The organism is Pirellulaceae bacterium (genome assembly GCA_019636385.1).
GTDB lineage: Bacteria > Planctomycetota > Planctomycetia > Pirellulales > Pirellulaceae > Aureliella.
Window position 1 is genome coordinate 1,339,367 of the sequence record JAHBXT010000002.1, and the last position, 22,671, is coordinate 1,362,037.

Annotated in this window: 20 protein-coding genes; 9 read left to right on the plus strand and 11 right to left on the minus strand. The window is 54.8% G+C overall.

From position 1 onward, the window contains the following. Positions 1-178 precede the first annotated feature (178 nt). The 5 genes from KF752_10545 (at position 179) to KF752_10565 (ending at position 6,952) form a co-directional block, all read left to right on the plus strand. A complete protein-coding gene (locus tag KF752_10545; protein MBX3421979.1) occupies positions 179-799 on the plus strand; it encodes a TetR/AcrR family transcriptional regulator in 621 nt (206 codons plus the stop codon). Positions 800-860: 61 nt separating this feature from the next. After that, positions 861-2,252, plus strand: a complete 1,392-nt coding sequence (locus KF752_10550; GenBank protein MBX3421980.1) for an efflux RND transporter periplasmic adaptor subunit — start codon at positions 861-863, stop codon at positions 2,250-2,252. Beyond that, positions 2,252-5,437 (plus strand): efflux RND transporter permease subunit, encoded by a 3,186-nt coding sequence (locus KF752_10555; protein MBX3421981.1) that lies wholly within the window; start codon positions 2,252-2,254, stop codon positions 5,435-5,437. The genes KF752_10550 and KF752_10555 overlap by 1 nt, the downstream gene beginning before the upstream one ends. A 257-nt stretch (positions 5,438-5,694) precedes the next feature. Further along, positions 5,695-6,297 carry a TetR/AcrR family transcriptional regulator gene (locus KF752_10560; protein MBX3421982.1) on the plus strand — a complete coding sequence of 201 codons (603 nt, stop codon included), beginning with the start codon at positions 5,695-5,697 and terminating at the stop codon, positions 6,295-6,297. Positions 6,298-6,481: 184 nt separating this feature from the next. Beyond that, on the plus strand, positions 6,482-6,952 hold the full coding sequence (locus tag KF752_10565) for a MarR family transcriptional regulator (GenBank protein ID MBX3421983.1): 471 nt from the start codon (positions 6,482-6,484) through the stop codon (positions 6,950-6,952). A 202-nt stretch (positions 6,953-7,154) separates the two neighbouring features. Here the strand turns inward: KF752_10565 and KF752_10570 are convergent, their stop codons facing one another. The 3 genes from KF752_10570 to KF752_10580 are packed head-to-tail and all read right to left on the minus strand — an operon-like array spanning position 7,155 to position 12,201. After that, the gene (locus KF752_10570) at positions 7,155-8,126 is read right to left on the minus strand and encodes a dienelactone hydrolase (protein ID MBX3421984.1); all 972 of its coding nucleotides are present in this window, start codon (positions 8,124-8,126) and stop codon (positions 7,155-7,157) included. Positions 8,127-8,176: 50 nt separating this feature from the next. Continuing rightward, the gene (locus tag KF752_10575) at positions 8,177-11,239 is read right to left on the minus strand and encodes an efflux RND transporter permease subunit (GenBank protein ID MBX3421985.1); all 3,063 of its coding nucleotides are present in this window, start codon (positions 11,237-11,239) and stop codon (positions 8,177-8,179) included. Next, positions 11,236-12,201 carry an efflux RND transporter periplasmic adaptor subunit gene (locus KF752_10580; GenBank protein MBX3421986.1) on the minus strand — a complete coding sequence of 322 codons (966 nt, stop codon included), beginning with the start codon at positions 12,199-12,201 and terminating at the stop codon, positions 11,236-11,238. The genes KF752_10575 and KF752_10580 overlap by 4 nt, the downstream gene beginning before the upstream one ends. A gap of 595 nt (positions 12,202-12,796) precedes the next feature. On the opposite strand from KF752_10580, the gene KF752_10585 reads away from it, so the two are divergent. Both KF752_10585 and KF752_10590 read left to right on the plus strand, forming a co-directional pair. Then, positions 12,797-14,302, plus strand: a complete 1,506-nt coding sequence (locus KF752_10585; protein ID MBX3421987.1) for an efflux transporter outer membrane subunit — start codon at positions 12,797-12,799, stop codon at positions 14,300-14,302. 186 nt (positions 14,303-14,488) lie between these two features. Then, the gene (locus KF752_10590; protein MBX3421988.1) at positions 14,489-15,118 is read left to right on the plus strand and encodes a TetR/AcrR family transcriptional regulator; all 630 of its coding nucleotides are present in this window, start codon (positions 14,489-14,491) and stop codon (positions 15,116-15,118) included. Positions 15,119-15,260: 142 nt separating this feature from the next. Here the strand turns inward: KF752_10590 and KF752_10595 are convergent, their stop codons facing one another. Genes KF752_10595 through KF752_10630 form a run of 8 tightly spaced genes read right to left on the minus strand, consistent with a single transcriptional unit; the run spans position 15,261 to position 21,263 of the window. After that, complete coding sequence (locus KF752_10595) at positions 15,261-15,623, minus strand: hypothetical protein (protein ID MBX3421989.1); 363 nt, start codon at positions 15,621-15,623, stop codon at positions 15,261-15,263. Continuing rightward, positions 15,620-16,471: a radical SAM protein gene (locus KF752_10600; GenBank protein ID MBX3421990.1), complete on the minus strand. Its 852-nt coding sequence runs from the start codon at positions 16,469-16,471 to the stop codon at positions 15,620-15,622. Before KF752_10600 ends, KF752_10595 begins: the two co-directional genes overlap by 4 nt. After that, on the minus strand, positions 16,404-17,429 hold the full coding sequence (locus KF752_10605) for a hypothetical protein (protein MBX3421991.1): 1,026 nt from the start codon (positions 17,427-17,429) through the stop codon (positions 16,404-16,406). Before KF752_10605 ends, KF752_10600 begins: the two co-directional genes overlap by 68 nt. Beyond that, a complete protein-coding gene (locus KF752_10610; GenBank protein MBX3421992.1) occupies positions 17,420-18,148 on the minus strand; it encodes a glycosyltransferase in 729 nt (242 codons plus the stop codon). The genes KF752_10605 and KF752_10610 overlap by 10 nt, the downstream gene beginning before the upstream one ends. Next, positions 18,141-18,896, minus strand: a complete 756-nt coding sequence (locus tag KF752_10615) for a glycosyltransferase (GenBank protein ID MBX3421993.1) — start codon at positions 18,894-18,896, stop codon at positions 18,141-18,143. Before KF752_10615 ends, KF752_10610 begins: the two co-directional genes overlap by 8 nt. Positions 18,897-18,899: 3 nt before the next feature. Then, positions 18,900-19,346 carry a hypothetical protein gene (locus KF752_10620; GenBank protein ID MBX3421994.1) on the minus strand — a complete coding sequence of 149 codons (447 nt, stop codon included), beginning with the start codon at positions 19,344-19,346 and terminating at the stop codon, positions 18,900-18,902. After that, on the minus strand, positions 19,343-20,677 hold the full coding sequence (locus KF752_10625) for a glycosyltransferase family 25 protein (GenBank protein MBX3421995.1): 1,335 nt from the start codon (positions 20,675-20,677) through the stop codon (positions 19,343-19,345). Before KF752_10625 ends, KF752_10620 begins: the two co-directional genes overlap by 4 nt. A 13-nt stretch (positions 20,678-20,690) precedes the next feature. Then, positions 20,691-21,263 (minus strand): hypothetical protein, encoded by a 573-nt coding sequence (locus KF752_10630; GenBank protein MBX3421996.1) that lies wholly within the window; start codon positions 21,261-21,263, stop codon positions 20,691-20,693. Here KF752_10630 and KF752_10635 point away from each other — a divergent pair. Then, positions 21,210-21,584, plus strand: a complete 375-nt coding sequence (locus tag KF752_10635; GenBank protein ID MBX3421997.1) for a hypothetical protein — start codon at positions 21,210-21,212, stop codon at positions 21,582-21,584. The genes KF752_10630 and KF752_10635 overlap by 54 nt on opposite strands. 897 nt (positions 21,585-22,481) lie before the next feature. After that, positions 22,482-22,667, plus strand: a complete 186-nt coding sequence (locus tag KF752_10640) for a hypothetical protein (GenBank protein ID MBX3421998.1) — start codon at positions 22,482-22,484, stop codon at positions 22,665-22,667. Positions 22,668-22,671: the final 4 nt, after the last annotated feature.

Below are 22,671 nucleotides of genomic sequence, written 5' to 3' on the forward strand. Positions count from 1 at the left end.
TAGCATCGGGATGCGACTGCTGCGGAATGTTCCGGTCCACCTGTTTCAAAAGCTGGGATTGACGCCGTGTCGGCAGCCGATTAGTCTTAACTCCATTCACGGACGGACCGGTCCGTTAACAAAATAGTGCCTCCGGAGATTCCTGTCCATGCCAGTCACCTCAAAAAGTACCCGACCGGTGGGGCGCCCTCCTGACGCAGAACTCCAGGAGCGGCGCAGTGCGGAAATCCTTGACGCCGCAACGGTCGTGTTCTCGGAGAACGGGTTCGCGGCGGCAGACGTGCAGGAAATCGCCAACAAAACAGGCGTCGGTAAGGGGACGGTTTATCGTTACTTCCCAAGCAAGGAAGAGCTTTTTCTGGCGGCTGTCGATCATGGGATGAGGCGGCTCAAAAGTGCGGTAGATGCGGCAATCGCAGGCGTGGAGCCACCGCTGGAGCGAATTGCCGAAGGTGTTCGCGCCTACCTAGCCTTCTTCGACGAGCATCCGGAAATCGTCGAGCTGCTGATTCATGAACGTGCCCACTTTCGGGACAGGAAGAAGCCAACCTATTTCGTTCACCGCGACGCCAACATGGCGCCGTGGCAAGCGTTATTCCGCGAGTTGATACAAGTGGGAGTAGTGCGCGACATCCCGGTCGAGCGGATCACCGAATTCGTTTCCGACGTGGTATACGGGACGATGTTCACCAACTACTTTTCGGGTCGTAAGGCAACGCTCTCCAGTCAATGCGACACCATCCTGGACATGGTGTTTCATGGCCTGCTCGTCGGTCGCGAAACTCCGTCCGTCGAATAGTTCGCCCGAAGAAAACCTCTGAAAAGAATGCAATAATATGAGGAAATTGATACGACCGGTCGTGACGACGCTCATTGTCGTTGTAAGTGTTGGAGCGCTGGCGCTGGCGGCGCGTCATTGGTTTTTCGAAAAGTCGCAAGCCGTCTCGCAACATGAGCCCAGTGCCCGGAAGGAGATTCCGGCGATGGCGGTCGAACTGGTTAGCGTCCGGCAGGGCACGGTCGCCAAGACACTGGAACTGACAGGCAATTTTCTTCCACGACGGCGGACAATGGTGGTAGCCGAAGTTGATGGTGTGATTCAGTCGATTCCGCGGTCATCGCGCAAAATCGAAGTCGAAATTGAGGGACGCAAGTATTCTGAAAACCAGGGTCTCGACCTCGGTCAAACCGTCGCTCAAGGTGAGGTGCTCGTTCATCTCGATCCGACCGAATATGAGCTGGAGTTGGCTGCCTCCAAAGCAAAGTTGCTGAAGGCTCAAAAGGATCTGGAGGACCTTCTCGCCTGGAAGAGGCCGGAAGAGATCCGCCGCCTGACAGCGGCCCGTGAGGAAGCCCTGGCCCGTGAGGAACGCAATCAATCTGACTTTAAGCGAATGGAATCGCTGATTGACCAGCGGGCCACTTCGCAGCAGGAATTTGGACGCGTGCGGGCAGAGCTTCGATCTGCGCGGGCTGCAGTGGAACGGGCGGAAGCCGATTTGGCCGAGGCTGAAGCCGGTCCGACCGAGGCGCAAATTGCCGTATCACAGGCCCTTGTCAGCCAGGCCGAGGCCGATGTACGGATCAAGGAAGATCGCCTCAAAAAGACGGTCATTCGATCGCCTTATGATGCGGTCATCGTGGAACGGTTCGTCGAAGAGGGGGAACGCGTGACGTCGCAGCCACGCGTGGAACTGATGGAACTGATGGACTTGAGCCTCGTCGTCGTGCAGGTTGGTATACCAGAGCGCTACATGGGGCGAGTCCAAATAGAGGATTGGGTTCGCGTTCAGGCTGCGGGGACTGTCGATTCGGTGCCCGGGTTGGTGGTCCTCGTCAATGAGAAAATTGACCACGAAACTCGCACGTTCCGTGTCCGCGTGGCGGTCGAGAATCACGAGCGCAAATTTAAGGCCGGGCAGTTTGTGAAGGTGGCATTTGAGATCGACTCGGCACGCGACGCACTCGTCGTCCCAACGAAAAGCCTGGTTTACTCTGGAGGACAACCCCAGGTATTTGTTTACGACGCTGAATCTCAACGAGTCACTCAGAAGGTCGTCCGCCTGGGACTGGAAGGAGATGGGATTACAGAAATCATTGATGGACTGACAGACGGCGACCGCATCGTGCTTCAGGATCCCGCGGTGCTGGCTGACGGCATGCGGGTGCAATCCGGTGAATCGGAGCGACATGCAGCGCATCAGGACGAGAAGCATGTATTGGCTGCTGGATTGACGGGAGGAAACCACTGATGAAGATCTCTGAGATTTCGATCAAGCAACCCGTCTTTTCGACGATGGTCGTCGCTGCGATGGTCGTGTTCGGTCTTGTGGCATACAACCGAATCGGGGTGGACCTGTTTCCAAGCGTCGATTTCCCGATCGTCACCGTATCGGTGTTTTATGAAGGTTCCGATCCGGAAACGATCGAAACGGATGTCACCGAGCCGATCGAGGAAGCGGTCAATACGATCAGCGGCATCAAGTCGCTACGCAGCGAGAGCGTAACCGGCTTGTCGATGACGTTCGTCGAGTTTGAATTGGGGCGGAACATCGACATTGCCGCCCAGGACGTGCGGGATAAAGTCGCGGCGATTCGGGCGGACCTGCCGAAGGGGATCGACCCCCCGGTCGTCGAGAAGTTCGACCCCGATTCGGCTCCTATCATGTCGATTACGCTGGCGGGAACCGATTCCATCCGCGAGCTGACGCAATACGCGGACAACGTAATCAAACCGCAAATTGAAGGCGTGGACGGTGTCGGTGCCGTTGAAGTCGTGGGAGGTCGTGACCGCGAAATCCGCATCTGGCTGCGAGTGGACGATCTTCGCGGATATGCCCTAACGGCTTCGGACGTGGTGGAGGCGATCGAAAAGGAAAATGTTGAGTTTCCCGGCGGTCGCGTCGAGACAGACGTGCGCGAATTGGTCGTCAAGACCAAAGGACGTATCGAACGTCCTGCGGACTTCGAAAACATTGTGGTGGCGCATCGTCAAGGAACACCCATTCGCCTGAAGGACGTTGCCACAGTTGAAGACGGAATGGAAGACTTCCGCAGTCTTTCACGACTCAACAGTCAGAGGGCAGTCTCGCTGCAAGTCCGCCGGCAGTCGGGTGAGAACATGCTGGCAGTTGCCACGGAGGTTAAGAAGCGCCTGGCCAATATTGAATCCGACCTCCCGGATCGGTACGAGTTGACAATGACTCAGGATTTGTCGCTGTTCGTGGCAGACAGTGTCAACGAAGCCCAGGGCGAACTGCTGCGGGGTGGTGTTCTCGCCGTATTGGTGATTCTGCTGTTCCTGAGGAGTTGGCGCGGCGCCTTCGTGGCAGCCGTCACCATTCCGACGACAATCGTCACCACCTATGCCTTCATGCTCGCCTTTGGCTTCACTCTGAATATGATGTCGCTTCTGGCGTTGAGCATCTCGGTCGGCATGGTCATCGACGACTCCATCGTCGTACTGGAGAATGCGTTTCGGCATATGGAGCAAGGGAAGTCACGCGTCGATGCTGCCATCGCCGGCATGAAGGAAATTGGCTTTGCAGTCATTGCGACATCGCTCGCCATTGTCGCCGTGTTTATTCCAGTCGCCTTCATGGATGGCCTGGTTGGGCGATTCTTTTATGAGTTCGGGATGACCGTCACATTCGCGGTCGTGGTTTCGACGTTCATCGCCGTATGGCTTTCACCGATGCTCTGTTCCCGGGTACTAAAGGTTACCCCTCAACACGGGCGACTATTCAATGTCGTGGAACGATTCTTCACGGGCACCGAATGGCTGTATGGCTTGACGCTCCGATTTGCTTTGCGGCACCGCTGGTTGGTATCGGCGCTGGCAATCGGCGTGTTAGTTGGCAGCGTAATGCTCCTGCCGTTGATAGGGACCGAGTTCTCGCCCTCGCAGGACGAGGGGCAGTTCAACGTGCAGGTCGAAACGCCGCTCGGCTCGTCCATTGATCGAACCAGCCGAATTCTCGAAGAAGTGGAGCGTCGGCTGTGGGAATTGCCGCATGTTACGAACTTGTACACAACCATTGGAGCCGGCCAGGAAGGTCGCGTGAATTACGGCATGATTCTGGTCCAACTCCCGGACAAGGCGGAGCGGACACTCAGCCAGCATGAAATCATGGCAATGGCCCGACAAAGTGTGGAGGATCTTGGCCACTCCAAAATCAGCGTCGAATACATCCCACGCGTTTCGGGCGGTGGATTCCGATCGGCTCCGCTGCAATATAACCTACGCGGGACGGACATCGCTGAACTTGAGAAGATGGCCCTGCAGGTCACGCAGCGGATGCGCGAGACCCCGGGGATTGTCGACGTCAACCTTACGTATGACTCCAGCAAGCCGGAAGTGGCGATCCTGCCCGATCGCGATCGGGCGGCCGATCTGGGTATCAACGTTGAGAAACTGGGACTTGCCGTCCAAACGCTCGTGGGTGGCAGGCCCGTCAGCACATTCGAGGAGGGGGGCGAGAGTTTCGACGTTCGCGTGCGTCTGGCGGAAGGCGATCGCGACCGTGCCGAGGCGATTGCGGCGCTGCCCGTGCGAACCCGGAGTGGACGTTTAGTTGAATTCCGTCAGCTCGCTGACGTTGTGGAAGGCACCGGCCCGGTGCAAATCGACCGACAGAATCGGCAGCGGCAGGTCACTATCATGGCCAACCTAGAGAGTTTTAAGCCGCTTGGGGCCGCCATGACGGACGTGCTGTCCATGGAACGTGAAATCGGACTCCCGCCGGGAGTGGTCAGTGCATTTACTGGTGCCGGAGACATGATGGCCGAATCATTCGCCAGCATCATTTTCTCGCTCCTTCTCGCGATCGTCCTGATCTACATGGTTCTAGCGTCGCAGTTCGAGAGCTTCATTCACCCAGTCACTATTATGGTCTCGGTGCCGTTGTCGATCGGTGGCGCATTGGGCGCCTTGGCGATAACGGGGCTGACTCTGAACATCTACAGTATGATCGGCATGGTCATGTTGATGGGGTTGGTCACCAAAAATGCCATTCTGTTGGTGGACTACACAAACCTGCTCCGTCGCGAGCAGGGAATGGAAAAGAACGAAGCGCTCTTAATGGCGGGACCAGTGCGGCTTCGCCCGATTCTGATGACTGCCTTTTCCACTATCGCCGGCATGATCCCGATTGCTATCGGCTTGGGGGCTGGATCGGAGACCCGCCAGCCCTTGGGTGCCTGCGTAATCGGAGGAATGCTCACGTCGACGCTGCTAACGCTCGTGGTTATCCCGGTGGTGTACAGCCTGCTGGATGACCTAAGCTGCGGTGTCTTGCGCATCCTGGGAGTTACAGTGCAGCAGGATATCGAAGCCAGACCGATTCATTTGGCAGACCAGGATGTCGAACAGCGTGAAAAGAATGAACCGCAAGTGGCTGCCGCATTAAAAACCCGTGAGACCGCGAAAGCAAGCTGATGCGGCGGAGTGCGTCGCATCGTCGATGAAGGGGCGCGTCTTCTTCGGTGGGGCCTGCTCCGGTTCGATGTTCGTCCGATTGGAAGGTTTCAAGGATAGCGATTAATGATTCCTGATGAACTGAAAGCTCTATTGACCTCGGTGGAGGACCTTGATCCGAATTACGACAACGTTGAAGTGTACATCAACTGCCTCCTCCCTACGCCGGGGTAGGCAGTCTCACGAGCGCTTTGTAACGGGACTGGGGGCGCACCCGTATGGCAAATGACGAAGCCCGCGCACGAATACTCGAAGCGGCTGGGCCCATTTTCGCTGCGAAGGGTTACCATGGTGCCACGATCCGCGAGATATGCGAAGCGGCTGGCGTGAACAATGCCGCAGTCAATTACTATTTCCGTAAAAAGCGGACGCTCTATGTCGCTAGCCTTGGCTTGGCCCTCGAATCAACCGTCAGCCGATCGCAATTTCCAACGTGTTCCCCAGAAGAACCGGCGAAGGTGCGGCTTGATGCGTGTGTTTGCACGCTTGTTGAACAAATGGCTGAGTTGAACGATGTCGCATGGCAGACGCGGCTGATCCTACGTGAGTGGCTGGCACCAACTGGAATACGCAGCGATGAGACTGCACGTTTCGTTCAACTGATAATGGATGTCCTTTTGCCGATTCTTGAGGACTTGCTCCCCCGCGATTCCTTGCAGTCAAAGCGACTCTGGCTGGCCTGCAGCATCATAAGCCAATGCATGTTCGCAAAGGTAGCTTTCGCCATGCTACCGCAAAAGCATAGTGACCCGCCGTCAAACGACGAGGTCGCACAATACATCACCGAGCTTTCACTCGCAGCAATTAGCCGCTTTGAGTAAGAGTGAGAGCGTACATGCGAATTGATGGAAGTCCGCTTCTGCCACGGCCCGGTTCGTGTTGGCGCTCGACGGATCGGGAGGTTTCAGCAGGTATGACGAAATGAAAAACAATTGGAGCAATAAATGGTCGTGGCTGCTCTTTGGTCTGGCGATTGCTGCCGGGGAATAAGTGAACGAAACTAGGATGTCGGTACCTAAACCAAATAAGTCGCACGGTCGAGCTCACGAGACTGACGTTTCGCATGACATCGGAAATATTCTCTCGCAAACGGCTCGAGTATACCAACAATCGCTGAATGCTGAACTTGCTCATTATGGTGTCACTTATCGGCAGTCTCAAGTACTAGGCTGGCTTCGAAAGAATGGGAACCTTTCGCAGTGTCAACTAGCGAGGGTGCTCAGGATCGAACCCGCCACTCTTTCTGGCGTCCTGGAGCGCATGGAACGCGATGGCCTGATCCTACGCGTTGCTGATCGGTCGGACGGACGTCGAAAGATGATTGGTCTCAATCAATGCGGGGAGGAACTCGCCGAGGTGGTTGTTGAATGCTCGGTGCGAGCCCGTCTTATTGCGGAGCACGGTTTGAGTCCGGTGGAGATCGAGACGCTTCGTGAATTTTTGAAACGGATTATAAAGAATCTGAGCGACCATTGAAATGAACGAGAGGTTGCAGGCGAGTGAGGTGAAGGCTTCAGGGGAGCGAGTTGTCAGCAAAGATGCGAAATCCGTGAGCATCTTGGATTGTCCCAGAATTCACGCAGCCCGCCGTCGATTGTTGGTGCGCCACAACGCCTGCGAATAGCAGTTCCAGCAATGTCTCCCGATAATTCGCGGATCGGTCTTTGCGGCGAGCGGCTTATTTCTTCCGCCACTGATCGTCCTTCTCAAGTACGCTCCGCACAGTCTCGCCGTCTAGCCACTTCCGGGCCTCGGTATCATCGCACAGGTACGCATCCCAGAATGCGGTCGTCACCGCCAGAATCGCCCGGTGATGGTTCGGATTGCATGACGCGGTCTCGCGCGGCAACGCGCGTTCGGTGAAGACCGAGTGCTTCGCCTTGTTAAGCACTAGTTCGTATTTGCGACCCGAGGGCAGCGCTGGGAAGACTACGAGCCGTGACTTCGCATCGGTTCTGTTGAAGATCGTCGTGTCTTTCGTCCCGGTGAGCAGCAGCCAGGGAATCTTTACCGCGCCGAAGGCCTGTTGTGTATCTCCGGTAAGCGGACGGGTGGGGCTCATCACGACGGCGGCTTTAATGCGAAGATCGCCGGCGTGTTGGCCCATCGGAAACGTCTGGCCACTGACCGCCTGCGTCGTCGCCGCGCCGAATGAGTGACCCGACATGCCGATCCGCTTTTGGTCCAATCGACCCGCGAAAGCGTGCGCGGTTTCCATGTTCCAAACTTCGAGTTGATCAAGCACAGCGGGTATATCCTGAGCCCGAAGGAGAAGATTCTCTAGAGTCGCTGCTTGCTTTAACAGAGCCCGGCGCTGGGCCAAGGATTTGTCCTTCCAGACGCAGTCGTCGCTTCCTGGATGTTGCAGAAAAACTGCGACATACCCCCGCGCGGCCCAATGCTTGCCCAGAAATGCAGAGCCTTCGCGGTTGCCGCCGAGTCCGTGGCTGAACACCACGACGGGCGCAGTCGCCTGGCCCGTGGGCAGGTAGACGCGAATTGGAATCTCGCGCGACCGTTTCTCATCCTTGACCACCAAATCCTTCTGTTCGGGCTGTGCCTTGGCTGTGAGCAATGGCGTGTAGTCGAATCGGAGACTGGACGCCGCCACATGGTTCAGCAGAGAGCTTTCAAATAATCGATTCATCATGTCCTCTCGGCTTGTCGTATCACGGTCTCCAAATTTCGAAAGAAGTATCGTTATTTACTCGGAACGTCACGGCGCTGTCGAGCGAGGAAATACCGGCTACACAAAGCAGGAACCGCTAACAGTGTGATGACGGTTCCGGATGCGATTCCGCCTATGAGGACGTAGGCCATTGGTCCCCAAAACGTATCGTGGGTCAAAGGGATGAAGGCAAACATGGCAGCCAATGCCGTCAAAATCACCGGTCTAGCTCGACGCACTACCGCTTCAACAATGGAATCTTCAGGCGACATGCCAGCGGCAAAATTGTCAGAGACCTGCTGGGTCAAAATCAATGTGTTACGCATTAGAATCCCTGCTAATCCGATCAGGCCTAGCAAAGCAACGAATCCAAATGGTTGATTGAAAATTAGCAAGGCAGCCACGGCACCAATCAACCCCAGTGGAGCAGTCGCCAGTGTGGTAAAGGCACCGTTAAAGGTGCGCACCTGAAGCATGATTGAGATGAGCATCAATCCGAGCATAACGGGCCCGAGTTTGTTGATCGAAGCGTTGGCCTTTTCCGAATTTTCTACCGTCCCCGCTTGCGTCAACTGATAGCCAGCAGGCAATTCGGTCCGTAACTCGGTTAGATCCTGCCAGACTTGGGCCGCAACGTCTGGCGATTCGGCTCCAATCACGTCGGACTGAACGGCAAGCATTAATTCCCTGTTATATCGCTGTACAACAGGTTCTTCGAAGTCGACCTGCAATTCCCCTAGTTGTGCAACCGGGATCGTTCTTCCGTCCTGTGTCTTGATCTCTAGCCCTTGCAACGCTTCGATCTGCTTGACACTTGATAACCCGCGAGCGCGCAATTCAACAGTTCGAATGTCTTGTCGCAGTTCGGTGACTGGGACTCCGTCGAACGAAAACTGAGACTGTCGGGCGACATCAATGGGGGTCAAACCGATGGCTCGCAATCGGTCCACATCCACATTGAGCCGGTAAACCGGGACTCTCTCATTCCATGCAAGGTTGACATTGTCCGTGTGCGGGTGGGCAACCATGATTTCACGAACCCTGCCAGCAATTTCTCGAAGTTTCTGCGGGTCAGGACCGATTACCCGTATACCTACCGGCCAAGCAGAGGCCGGTCCAAATAGCAATCTGTCGACGCGTACCCGAGCTTCGGGGAACGCCCCTTCCGATATCACCTTTCTAATTTTGTTGATGGCGATGTCGCGGTCATGGGAATCATTCGCAATGGCAACGACCTTGCCAAAGGAACCGTCAGGCTGTTCTGGATTGAGTGAAATGAAAAACCGCGGAGCACCTGCCCCAATGAAACTGGCGTAGCGGTCGAACTCGGGAATGTCTTCGACGACTGCCTCCAATCGTCGCACGACAGCTTCAGTTGCTTGAATCGAAGTGCCCTGCGGCATGTAGACGTTGATGAGAACTTCGGGGCGGTCAGATCCAGGAAAGAACTGCTTTTTCACGGGACCTGCTAAACCAACGATGGATAAGCCCAGAGCCCCAAAAGTTGCAAGGATGACGAGCCAGCGAAATCTCAAGCAACCGCGAACCAATGACCGGAAAATGCGGAAAGCTCGAGTCTGATAGATATCGTGGTCCGCATCATGCTTCTTATAATTTGGAAGCAGCATCACACCTAAGTAGGGTGTGAAAGTCACGGCTACGACCCAAGAAACCATTAGAGAATATAAAAGTACCCAAAAGATATTTCCCGCATATTCACCTACACCAGAGCGAGCGAACCCAATCGGTACAAAACCTGCCACCGTAACCAAAGTACCGAATAGCATAGGTGCGGCGGTCACGTCCCAGGCGTGAGCCGCCGCGCTTACCCGATCCCAGCCCTCTTCCAGCTTTACAATCATCATCTCGATCGAAATCATGGCGTCGTCGACTAACAAGCCTAGCGAGATAATCAATGCACCCAGCGTGATACGATCTAAGTTGATCCCCACGATACTCATGACCACAAACGTAATGCCCAGCGTCACTGGTACTGCAATGCCGACAATTAAACCGGCGCGTAATCCCAACGCTAAAAGCGTCACTAACATCACCACACCAAGGGCAACCAGAAACTTAACCTGAAACAGGTCGACCGCTTGGGAAATCGCCTCGGCTTGGTTCGTGAACTGACGTAGCTCGACCCCTAATGGCAATCGCGATTGCTCTTCCTCCAAAAAACTCTTTAAACGATCTCCTAGCTCGAGCCCGTTCTCTCCATTCGCCATCACTACACCAACCAATAGGGCATCTTCGCCACCCGAACGAACCAAAAAGAGTGGCGGTTCTTCATAGCCGGTGTGAACTTCAGCCAGTTCCGACAATTGGATCAGCTGATCACCGATTCGAATGGGAAGGCGTTGGATACGTTCGATGTCCGAGAGATCTGCGCCGGAACGAAAATAGATGCGTGGGCCGCCGGTTTCAATCAAGCCTGCGGGAACCAATTGGTTCTGGGCTTGGATGGCCTCGAAAACAGATGTAGCGGCTATTCCCAATGAGTTGAGCTTGACCATATCAAACTCGATATAAACCCGCTCTGCACGCTCGCCGATCAGAACTGCTTTCTGCACGCCCGGAACGCGGGAAAGTCGGTCGCGTGTTTGCTCAGCGATTCGCACAATATCCTTCATGGGGACTTGTGGGGCCGTTACTGTCAAGAGGTTAAAGTAGACATCCGCAAAATCATCGTTGACAATCGGCCCAATCACGCCCTGAGGCAAGAAAGGGGCGTCGTCCAACATTCGCTTGCGAACTTCGTACAGCACCTCGGGCAGTTCTTTGGCAGGAGTATAGTCATGGAATTCAACTACCATGTCGACCCGACCAGGCCGGGCAGTCGTTTCGACTCGGTAGAAATAGGGTACCTCTTGAAATCGCTTTTCCAATCGATCGGCAACTTGATCGACCATCTCTTGAGCCGTTGCCCCCGGCCAGATTGCCGACACGACCAAAGCTCGAATCTTGAATGCCGGGTCTTCAGCACGCCCAAGAGACAGAAAAGCGTAGGCCCCTGAGGCCAACGCCAGAAGCATGAAGAATAGAGTGAGAGACCGTTCACGAACAGCTAATGCGGATAGGTTGGGGAAACTCATTGCTGGATCGCCTCCACGAACATTCCTTTTTCCAGCAGGTGGGTTCCCATGGAAATGACGGGCGCACCATCAGGTAGTTGGCTACGAATTTTGCAATACTCCCCGTTGTATTCGACAATCTCCACAGAATGAGGATTTGCTTTGCCTTCTTCCAGCAACCAGACACGCGGTTGATCTCCCCGTTCATCTATGGCTGCAATGGGGACTCGTTTCAGATAGGGATCGACATCTGACAGCTTGAGGCGGACGCGAACAATCGACCCAAGCGGTAAGGAAGCAGTTTCGGGTTTAAGAACCCGGTACCTAGCCCGCCAAGTACGGCTCATCGGATCTGCTGATCCCGAGACCTCACGCAGCTCAATGAGAAATCGTTTCTCTCCGCCATTGAGAAAGCATTCGCCGTTTTGAGGCACATTTCCGATCAACGATTGGGGTAAAGCCACCTCGACTTCCAGTTCTCCCGATTCCGCTAGGCGAGCAACTTCTTGCCCCACGCCAACGACTTGCCCCGCTTGGCCAAAGACATCAACCAACAGACCATCCACGGGAGCCCGAAGCTGGGTGTACTCCAGAGAATTTTTGGCCAAAGCTAACTGCGATTGAGTGGCAACGACTCGCTGAGTCACGGCATCGACGGCCGCCAGTGCTTTGTCGAGTGCCATTTGGCTGGTGGCTTTGGTCGTGATCATTTGCTTTTGACGCTGGAGCTCTCGTTCGGAATCGCGCGCCTCCGCCTCAACGGCTCGCAATTGAGCCACAGCGGCTGAAAGCTGGTCATCGAAGTCCTTCCGATCCAGTTCCAGCAACACATCGCCCGCACGGACGGTCATACCCGTATCGACATGCCGACTGGTAATCCGGCCGGGTACCTGAAAGGCCAGCGGTATTTCGCGTCGCGCACGTATCGTCCCAGTCTGAGCAAACACATTATCAACGATTGACTCTAACGCAGCCGTTTTCACTTTCCGGGGACCTTCATACCTGAAAGGCTCCACCGATTCGTGATGCTCGTTACATCCAGCCGCCAAAGCGAACCCCAATGCCCACATGACAGCTAACCAAAGCTGGAAGTACCCTGGTTGGCTGGACTTGGCTATCAAGGCTTGAGTGACTCGAATTATCGTTTGCACACCGATCGGGGGCCAGCTCCTAGCAGCAATATATTGCCTAAACACAAAATTTCTCCTAGTTTTCCCAAACCTGTTTACCCGTCTAAGGCTAACTACGGTTACGAGCATTAAGCCTAACAACGCGGAAATGCCGACTATACAGCCAAGTGCTCGAGTTTTATGACTGGCCGGTCACATAAATGAAAATCAAAACAGGTAGAATAACATGACCCGCGAGTCATTCAAGTCGGCGACATGCGTTTTCAGCCGCAAAGTTTCACGCGACCTAAAGAATTCCTTCGAAAAGGATGGCAATAAATCCTGGTTCCAAACTGCCCTCCGTCTACCACGTAGAGGGGCGATTCCTGAAGACTGCCAAATTCAGACTACGTCTGGTAGGGTCGTTCGATCAATTGGGGGCTTGCCGCGGGTGGATCGGATCGCGACCGTGGCAGGTTTCTTACTTGCGACTTGCCTGTTCTTGTCGGCCACTGGCTGCGTGGTGGGGCCTAATGTTCGACCGTCGCACGACCCGCTGATGTCCGACTGGCACGCTCATCACGACGAACGATTTGGTCCAGGAAATGCGGCTGACCACCATTGGTGGATGAACTTCGAAGATCCAGCGATGCATCGATTGATTTACCAAGTCGCAGATCAAAATCTATCCATTCAGGAGGCTGCGGAACGAATTCAAGAGGCTCGAGCACGCGTGGGCGTAACTCGTAGCGGATTGTTCCCTTCCGTCACCCATCAGGCTTCGTACAACCGAATCGATATTAGTGATAATGGCAATCCTGCGGGCATCTCGGGGGTTCCATTCCCGCCCTTCGATTTGTGGTCCACAGGTTTCAACGTCAATTGGGAAGTTGATTTATTTGGTCGCGTGAAGCGATTAACGGAGGCGGCTTGTGCCGATCTTCGCGCAACTGCCGAAGCGAAGAACGCTTTGCAAGTTAGCATGCTTGGCGACGTGGCTGCATCATATGTCTCAATGCGAGTGATCGAAGCAAGAATCGAACAAGCTAACGCCAATATTGCGATCCAGGAGGAAACGCTAGCTATTACTCGTCGACGATTTGAGGCGGGAGCCATTAGTGACCTAGATGTGGCTCAGGCCGAAGCGCAGTTGTACTCGACCCGTGCGAGCGTGCCAAATCTCGCGCGTGAACGGGAGATTATTAACAATCGCTTGTCGATCTTGCGCGGCGAGCAACCCCGGGGATTATTGGACATCGTTGAACCTTCGAGTTCAATTCCTCGCGTTCCAGCTCAGATAGACATCGGAATACCACACGATTTAGTCCGCAGGAGACCTGACGTGCGTGCCGCCGAACAAAAAGTCATCGCGTCCGGTGCGCGCATCGGAGTAGCCCAGGCCGAGCTGTACCCGTCCGTTTCCTTAACCGGCGTCTTTACAATGGACACAAAAAACCTTTCAAGCCTTTTTGAGAGCGATAGCTTCGGAATGCGCGTCGGCCCAGCAGTGCGATGGAACATTTTCAGTTTCGGTCGAGTCCTTCGAGGAATTGACGCCGCCGAATCTGTATACCGTCAAGCACAATTGCAGTATCGTCAATCGGTGCTCAGCGCCGTGGGAGAGGTCGAAGATGCTATGGTGAGCTACCGTCGCAATCAAGAAATCGCCGAGCAGCTTGAACAAGCGGTTGCTTCCGCGAAACGGGGGGTTGACAATGCGACTGAGCAATACGCATCGGGTGCCATCCCATTTCAGGCGGTGCTCGATTCCCAACGTCAGTTAACACTCATCACGGACGAATTGATTTCCGCCCAAGGCAATATTGTGGTGAGCGTGGTGCGCCTCTACAAAGCACTCGGCGGCGGCTGGAATCTGCAGAATTCCACACCAGTTGTCGATCAGGCTATGACGCAGAATCCGGTCATTGAAGCGGCACCAATGCCAGCACTCGAGTCATTCGACGAGATTGATTAGACGGTTTCGTGACAAGAGCTTGTCGATGCCCTGAATATGCCTGGTTCTTTTAGAAAACACAAAGCACTTGGTGTGTACAATGGCTACAGAAGCACCACTGGTTGAATGCAGTTTTCTGACCTGGAAAGTGCAAAGCCGAATGTTTGCCAACTTTTTAACGTGGTTTCCCTGAGAGAGGAGCGTTCATTGTCGCGCGATAGCAGCACAAAGCATCCCTCACCAGGGCGGCCGGTTGATCCTGAGCTTCGAGATCGCAGAATTGCGGAGATTCTGCAGGTAGCGGCACGACTTTTCGCTGAGCACGGGTATACCAACACAAACATCCAATCCATCGCCGACCACCTTCAGATCAGCAAGGGATTGGTATACCGTTACTTCGCTAGCAAAGAAAAGCTATTTGCTGCCTGCCTGGAGGATGCCGTTAATCGCTTGAACGAGACGATTCAATCCAGCGTTGACCCGAGTCACACTCCACTGGCAAAACTAAGCCAAGCGGTTCTCAGCTATCTGATTTTCTTCCATGACAACTCCGAGGTCGTTGAGCTGTTTATTCAAGAACGAGTCTTTTTTCGAGACCATACCCATTCCACCTACTTTGCTCACCGCGAAGCTAATATGGAACCGTGGCGTGAGCTGTTGACCGATTTGGCGCAAAAGGGAGAAATACAAGATCTGCCAGCCGAACAAATCTTGGATCACATCGCGGACTTGCTGTACGGCATCATCTTCACTGACCGAATCAACGGCCGACGCCAACAGCCTGAAGAACGGCACGTGCAGATTATGAACATCCTATTCCACGGACTCATCAAATAGTGGGGCGAGTCGATCGGAGTAGATTTCGTAATTGTCGACCGTTCAGCGAAAGTTTTGGCTTCAACGACTACAGTCTTGACCCCGTGCTTGAGAATTGAGGCAGTGCTATTTAATAAGTTTCAGAATGACACCCTTGCAAACATCAAGGTAGTTGTACAGGGTAGGGAGGCATGCCTGGGTAATAGTGTCCTGGATGGCCTTCGGGCAGATTGTCGGGGAAGTGGTAACCTGGTGGCAAGTGATAGGGATGATCTGGTGGAAGCCGCGGCCAGATGATGTTGGGGAGCGGAGGTGGTGCTTCAATAACCACTGGTTCATCTGGTGGAGGCGGCCAAGGCCAATCCTCGGGCCACCATGGCGGACGTGGGCCCGGGTCTTCGCTTGACGATCCTTCATCGTCGCCTCCAGAACTCTCCGGTGGAATATACGGTGGTTGTTCTGACGGCGGATCGAAGGGTGGAATGAATGGGTACGGTGGCATCTTGGGTTTGAACTTATCAATCATTGCAAGTTACTCCTTTGCAAGGGACTGGGATGACGAAACGCGACGCGCCTACTAGGACACATCGCGCACTGGGGAATCGACTTGGTTTCGAGGAATAAGCGAAGCTCGTCGTCGCTCGCTGTTGGCGGGCAAGATTCGTAGTCACGGAACAAATCCCACTCCGAAATGGATTCGAGGTGGGCTTTTGTCTCTAGCTGTGGCCAATATGCGAGTGCGGGACATTTAGCGAGACAGCCATTCACAAGCTGGGTGCACGTTCGCTGCATACAGACGCGATACGCAGCGTCTGGCTTGGAGTTGAATGGCATCGGCTTGCCATCGATAACGTTGTATTGCCGCATCCAGCCTTTGTGCGATTTGCGAATGTTGATGCGAAGCTTCGGATACTGCTTACGCCAACTCCGCACTATCGCTTTCACGTCGCGGAACCGTTCGAGGTAGTCTTGATGTGTTCCATGCTGGCTAATTTCAAGTTGGCACTCTGTATCAACGAGAACCTGGGGCAACTCTGGGAAGCGGTGCATGAGGAATCCATTGGTGACCAGCATCAGTTCACTGTCGTGCCAGTGTTGTCGAGCAAGCTGAATGTGCTCCGAGATCGCAGGATTTAGCAGCGGCTCGCCGCCAAGCAAGGCGAATCGCGTTGGCTTAAGTCGATGCGACCATTGCGAGTACTCGGACTCCGCGTCAGCGACCGTTGGCAACCTGCCGGCCAAGTGAAAATTGCTGTAGTGGCTACACTGCTGGCAGGACAAGTTGCAACCATGAGCAACGTGGTACTCAAGAGCGGGCAAGCTGAAGCGTTCCATCGTCGCCCTCTTTGATACGAAGCTTGAAACGACGAGCATTCACGCCAAGGCGGATGAGAAACCGAGTAAGCACCAAGTGAGATGAGAACGTCTCATCCAAGCTCGTCAGTCTCTCGTCGTAAACTGTCAGCTCATCGGACCACGTTCCTGAAACGAGCAGCTTCGGATAAACAGCCAGAAGGTTCGCTGCGAGATCGGGTCGAAATATTGAGCCAATGTCGTAGCTCGCTGGCGGATCGTCTTTCCACTCGTTTATCAGTTCGATCGATTGACGGTTGTCAGGAAATGGCAATTCAGCCGGTTTGCTTCGCTGCCAGCGACATCGATCCAGATGCGATTTGCTGGGGCCAATGAAGTGGTAGACAAAGGATTGCATCACTGGATTGGTTGCCCACTCAGGCGTCTGCAACATGCTGACGTTGAAATCAGGCGGGAGAAATGCGATCGTCTCAGGTTGATCGTTCCACAGTTGATTGATGATCAGCGACTCATCCGTTGCTTGATCGTTGGCTCCGAAGGTCACGATCAAGTACTGGATGATTCGCTCGAACATGCGAGCAAACGTCTCGGTGTCATAGAGATACAGTCCACCGTTAGGATGCATCCAGGTCGGCGCGGGATTTAGTCGACAACGTTTGGCCCAAATCTCGTGCGCTGTCTTTTGCCACCCGCCGTTGTCGATTCGGTTTTGAGCGCACTGGCGTTCTGCAACTATTGCGAATTGGCCGGGTTGAGCCAACTCGAACGGCGATGGGCAGTCGCTTCGAATAACCATGTCATTGTCGATCTGCAGGACATGCGACGGACCGAACCGCTTTGCAACATCACCACAGACGAACATCTTTTGCCAAAATGGATGGCATGGTTGCAGAGGACGTCGAATCCAATGCAACTCGGCGTTCCATCGCTCGGCAGCAGCCTCGACACTCTCTCGTACTGTCGGTACCGCACGGCGCGGTGGCAGATCCAGAATTGCGATGACTCGCTTCATTTCCAAAGTACCTTCCTTAATCCGTGTTTACGAAGAGCCGCTCTTAAGAACACTGGTCGATGTCGCGTGTAGGCCGGCGGATCGACGTGGATGTGCGGAAATACGTGGTCCATCGCCACTCCAACCCTGACGCCGGCAATCTTGGCTCGCCAGAAGAAGTCCCAGTGCTCGTCGACCTTCAGTTCTTCATCCCATCGAATGGCCTGCAAGATGTCACGATGGGCAACGAAGCAGTTACAAACGAATGCGCACTCTGCGATGTCACCAATGCGCCGATACTCACCGCGTGGAATGTGAAGTACGCCACCGGACGAAGTGAGCAGCCGGGGCGTTCCGTCCGGATGAGGGCGATGTGGTTGCTTGCTGAGTGTTGCCAATAGATCGAGCCGACTCGATTCGAACTTGCGCACGAGATCATTCAGTCGCGTCTGCGGACCAACGACGTGATCGTCATCGGAGAAGATCACCATCCGAGTTTGCGCGGCTTCAACGAGACGATTGCGACCAGCCGACAATCCGATGTCATATTCGGTCTCAATGAGTCTATCGACCAACGCTGCTTCGTCAGGACAGGTAAGCGAGAATCGCAGCTCAGGCTTCCCGTCGTCGAGAACATAAATCAGCGGACGGTCATCGCCACAATGCTCGTAGATGCTGCGGACGAGCGTTGCGCAGCAATGAGGGCGATGGATGGTCTTGATGCAGAATGTGACGCGATCACGCATGGACGATACCTCCTCCTGGATAACGCAGTGAATCAAAGCCGTGTTTACGAAGCCCCAATCGGCGGAACTTGGGTCGGGCTCGCAGAGCTCCGTAAGGCTTAGCTGCCACATGGTCGTGGACTACTGAGCAGTCGAGTGCAACGGCAATTTGCAGATGCTCGATCTGGGACGCCCGATAGAAAAACTCCCAGTGCTCGTACGTTTTGATCTCGTCATCCCAGCGAACGCGGGCGAGCGTGTCGCGACACGCAAGGAATGCGTTGCTGACCATGTCGCACCAGCAGGTTTCACCGATGCGTTTGTGTTCGCCTCGATGCATCCAGATGCGGCTGCCATTCATCAGTGGGCTGAAAAGCATAGGCCGGCCACCAGCGCCCTGACGGACAGCCAGAATGTCGAGCTCGTACTCGATGAACCGCTGGTAGACGCGATCGAGGTGTAGCTCTGGTGTGACGATTTGATCGTCATCGAGCAGGAAGATGAATTCGGTGTCGGCGGCATCAATGGCCGTGTTGCGTCCAATTCCGACGCCCACATCGTGTTGCTCAAGGTCAATCACTTTGCAGTGTTTAGCGGTCTCGGGATACTTGCGCGAGAACCAATGTTCGGGCAGGCCATCGTCGACGACAACGATCTTGGGTTCGCCGAACTCCTTTCGAAGCGATTGGACGAGTCGATGGCAGGCCCAAGGCCGATGAATGGTCTTGATGCAAAAGGTAATGTCTTGAATGGGTACAGTTGCTTCCATGTTTCACCACGCGTTAAGGAGTTTGCGAGCAAGTTTGATGGCATGGCGATAGTCTTTGAGACGCTTCGCGCTGCGTTTGATATGCAAGATCGAGTTCAGTGGAGCGACGTTTCCATAAAACGAGATCAGGGAGTTGTCGAAGGCCTTCTCGAAATCGTCAGCGGTGCAGCCCATGACTTCACGCATCACGTCCAGCGGTGGCGAGCACGCGATGCGAGTTGATGCACGCAGGCCTCCGGCTCCGTCTGGCTCGCCTCGCTTCCACGGTCGCTTGAGAGAACCAGCGGCATCATCGACAGAGGCTTGCCAATCGTCATCGCTGAGACTCGGATCAAGCCAAATGTCGAGATCACCTTCTTCCCAATCGATCCCATGCAACCGCAGTGCGCCGGAGCCGATGATGAGGTATCGATGTCGAATCTTGGCGAGGACGTCTTCCACTGGTGTCATCCGAACTTCCTCAACTCCGGGTTCACGTGGGCGATCGCCGAATCGATCTCTTCGGCAGTGGGCTCAATGCCGAGGAATGCGATCAGTTCATTGATTGCGGTTTCGGGATCTTCCGTTAGCTTGGCGAAGTTGATCCGATGGACGGGGACTTCTGGATGCTCTTGAATGAACGTCTCGCGATGTTCAAGAAGCGAACGCTGTAGCTTGTCGCAGGCGTCATCGCCGGCTGCGAACCATTGGCCTGGATGTCGGCTACTTCGATCTTGAAGCGAACGAATCGATGCTTCGATTGGGCGATCCACGGCGATGATTCGCAGCGAGTTACCGAGAGCGTCGGAGAGGTGGCTTGCGAATCTGCAAAGATGCGGATACCTGCCGCCAGCGACAGTGCGGTCACGAATGGCTTCTGCCTTCCGCGTTACGATCCAGGCCTTCAGTTGCTTGGCAAGCTGACCATCCGGGATCTTGGGATCGATCGCTGGGAATCGCATCGCCTTTTCACAGAGGTTCGCTAGCCCGATCGCCTCGCCACCTCCAGTTGCCTCGTAGCCACCGAGTTCGTTGCCCATGTGAACGCCCAAATGATGCATGACCATTGCCACGCAACTTGTTCCACTGCGATGGGGCCCGAGGACGGCGAAGAACGGCGCGTCGCTGTGGTCGGCATTCTTGGCATCGTTGAAGAACCTGGTTTGGGTCCACTTGCGACCGCAGATGTTGGACTTGGTCGGCAGTTGGCCGACGAGCCAGCGATCGGGGGTGTAAACCGGAATCGATTCTTTCTCAACGTTCTTACCTTGAACCAGAGCTTCGTATCGCCGCTGAATCAATCGACCCAGGTGATGATCGATGTGGTGCTTTAGGTGCCAGTCATTCCAGTTGAGGTGGCGATAGAGAGTCTTCATCGTTGCGCGACCACGCACCATGAAGGCATGTGTGCGATTGACGTTGTAAGGTCGGTAAACGTGGTCGCTGATCTTCTTGGGCGGATGTTTGGCAGCGTACAGGTGTTGGCCTCCGAGATAAGCTAGTCCCCAGTCTTCAGGAAGTTCGCGAACGTATGCATCGAGGTGTTCAACGAAGTCGGGAACGAACCCTGCGTCATCTTCGAAGACAACATACGAATCGATCCCTTCAAGCAAACATTTCTCCAGGATCAGCAAGTGCGAACGGTAGCAGCCCCAGGCACCATTGCCGGCACGCCACTGCTCGGGCGTCGCTAGTCTGCGACCATCGATGGCTGCGAATCGCTCGACGTCTGGGAATGGCCATGGCTGCGGTAGTTGCTGCATCCACTCGCGCAGACGATCGTCGCGTCGATCGAGATTCATGAGGAAGCAACGTTCAACGATCTTCTTCGTCGGCATCGAAATCGTCTTCGTTGGGCTCGGGTGCACCGTCTGGGAACTTACGTTCGAACCGGCGGATGGCAGTGAGCACGAGTGACTTGGCGATGGTTCTAGTAAACTTTCCATGGGGTAATCCTCTGAGTTGGGCTTCTTCCAAAAGCCATTCGATAATGGTGTCGAGATTCGTACGGCATCCTTCCACGCCCCAATCATTCATGGTCTCGGCGCGGGTCTCACACTTGCAGGTGTCGCTTGGTCTTGCGAACCATGCGAGCATCTTGCGAAGTTCGTTACCCGGGCCGGGCCTATAGGCTGCGATCCGCAGCGTCGTGGGCTCTTCCTGATTGGGCAGGTAGCTCTTCAGCAGTGTTTTGAGTTCGTCGACGTTTTGATTGCGTCGACGCTTGTTGACGATGGCCATACCGATCGTCACAAGGTTGACAGCTTGCGGATTCGAACACTCGCTGCAGGCTCGGCATCCGCTGGACGAAGCCTGGACGGAGCAGTCGGCTAGATGGCTGGCGACTTGGCAGCGGTTGTCGTTGGTCAGATTGGGACAATGCATCATGCCGCCACCTCCACAACTTCACCGTCGTACCCACCCGATCCGCTCGGTGGATCGCCAACTTCGGGACAATCACTTTCAAGGAGCTGCCAACCGCAGGACCAGATCCATGTCGTATTGCATGGTTCGCTCGTGCTGCTGTCGGAAGTGGGAGGTTCGCTTGGCGGTTCGCTATCGGAGTGGCTTACGCTCGGACGATCCGACTCGCTGGTGGATGGATCATGTGAGTCACTTGTCGATGGATCATGCGAATCGCTCGTTGATGGCGATGAGTCACTGCCTGAGCCGCTAGTTGATCCGCTGCCTGAGCCGCTCTGCGAATAGCTGCCAGATCCGCTGGTGGAATGGCTGGTCGACCAGGGGACGCTATAGCTTTCACTATCGCTGTAACTTGGCCGATCGCTGCTGGATCGGCTTTCTGACCCATCGCTGCTTGATGGCTCGCTCGTTGATCGCGATTCGCTACCTGATTCGCTTTCCGACTGGCTCTCCGACTCGCTTTGGGAATTACTCTCACTGTCGCTGGAGTCACTCGCCGACACAGACACGCTGCCACTGGAGTATCTGGGCTCCGAATAGCTGGGCCATGAGTAACTCGGTACCGACCTGCTATCGCTGCTTGGTTCGTTGGAATCCGATTGGCTTTCCGATTGGCTCTCGCTTTCCGAGCTAGCCGATTCGCTTTCCGAACTATCGGATTGACTGCTGTCGCTTCCGCTCGAGTTGCTCTTGCTGGAATCGCTACCGCTGGATGATCCCGAGTAGCTTGCGCTGTACGATTGGCTGTGACTGCCGTCGCTGGAGTACGATTCGCTTTCTCGCGACGAATCCGATTCGCTCGATTCAGACTGGCTCGATTCTGATTCACTTGATTCGGACTGACTCGACTCCGATTCACTCGAGCTCGATCCACTGGAGCCGCTGGATTGGCTCGAATGACTCGAATCAGAGCTTGATCCGCTCGATGAGTCACTGCTTGAGTAAGAGGGCTCACTCAGTGAAATCGATTGGCTCGAATCGCTAGAAGAACCGCTTGATGCAGATGATCCAGAACTTGATGATTGGCTTGAGCTTGAATGCGACGAGCTCGAGCCGGATGAACTCGAGAGACTAGACGAACTCGATCCAGAACTTGAGACCGATGGTACCGAGTAGGATTGCGACGAACTTGAATGCTCGCTCGACGATGAGCTCATTGAGGATTGGCTACTCGATGAGCTGATGGAACTGGATGAACTTGATGAGACGCTTGAACTGCTCGACGAGGATGGGCTCGATGAACTACTGCCGGAGCTGCTGGAGCTGCTCGACGACGACGATGAGGATGAACTCGAAGAGCTAGACGAGCTGCTGCTGGAACTTGAACTACTGCTTCCCTCGCAGCAGCGGCATCCGATGGTTAGGTAAGCGC